We start from the raw sequence: 1179 nt of genomic DNA, 5'->3' as shown, positions 1-1179 counted from the left end.
GGCGATGTTGTGGGAAGCGTTCCGGTCGGCGTGGGCAACGACCCCGCACCCCCGGCAGATGAAAAGCCCCTGGTCGACACGGTTGCGTTTGTCGACGTGGCCGCACTCGGCGCACGTCTGCGACGTGTACGCGGGATCAACGAAGACCAGGGGTACCCCGGCCCGCTTGGCCTTGTAGACGATGAAGTCTCCGAGCTGGGCGAAGGCCCAGGAGTGGAGTGCGACCCGTTGGGGCTTGCGGAGCCGTACCCGGGTGCGGATGCCCTTGAGTTCTTCGAGGGACAGGCCGCGTCCGGTGCGTTCAGCCTCGGTCACGATCGTCTTGGAGATGATGTGGTTCTGGTTGGCGGCGTGCCGCGCCTCTTTGCGGGCACGGGCCTTGAGCCGCCGCTTGGCGGACTTGGTGCGCTTCTTCTGGAGCTTGGCCCGCAGGGCAAGCTGTCGCTTGCGGTACCGGTTGAGCCCCCGTCCGGCGGCGAGGTAGCCGGTGGAGGCGGTGGCGATGTTCTCGATGCCGAGGTCCACGCCGATGAAGCCGTCCGGCTCGTACTGCCCGGCCTCGGGCACGTCACAGGTGGCGACGAGGTAGAACACGCCGTCGCGCTGGATCAGGTCGGATTCGCCCTGCCGGTGCGCCTGGAGCATCTTGAGCGCGTCGGCGGAGCAGGCGAAGCTGATGTTCCTGACCCGGCCGTCCACGGTCCAGACGGACACGGTCCGCTGGTCGTACTGCCAGCTCAAACACCGGTCGTCATACGGCTGGGCGGCTTCGGGGCGAAAGGTGACCGGCTTGGACTCAGCCCTGCGGCGACGCTTCGAGCCCTCCTTGCCGAGGTTCCCGGCCCGGATGTTGGCCTTGAGCGTGGTGTACGAGTCGCGCACCTTCTTGATGACGTGTTGCGCGGCCTGCGCTCCCAGCCCACGGGCCTTGAGTTCGGCGTAGGTGTGCTTGCGCAGCTCGTACTCACGCGGCACACCGCGCTCGAACGCCACCTCCGACACCCAGTTCGCGGCGTCGTTGACCGTGCCCAGGGTGCGCTCAAGCGCGGATGCCTGCACGGCGTCCGGCATGAGCTTGACCTGCGTCACGATCTTCATGAGCGTGATCGTAGCATTGATCTATGTCACCACGCTGGGAGCCAAACCCCGATATCCGCAGGGGCCGTAGCGTCGTATATA

The 1179-nt window shown here is 66.5% G+C and carries 1 protein-coding gene; it reads right to left on the bottom strand.

Features of this window, described 5'->3' with window-relative positions; genetic code table 11:
• Positions 1 to 1098, bottom strand: a 1098-nt coding sequence (locus tag ACWD5Q_RS35515; protein ID WP_451431192.1) for an RNA-guided endonuclease InsQ/TnpB family protein, incomplete at its 3' end; no start/stop codon positions are given.
• Between the last annotated feature and the right edge of the window lie 81 nt (positions 1099 to 1179).

The organism is Streptomyces sp. NPDC002513 (genome assembly GCF_053595355.1).
The sequence above is the reverse complement of the archived record's forward strand: the minus strand, read 5'-3'. Positions and strand labels throughout refer to the sequence as shown.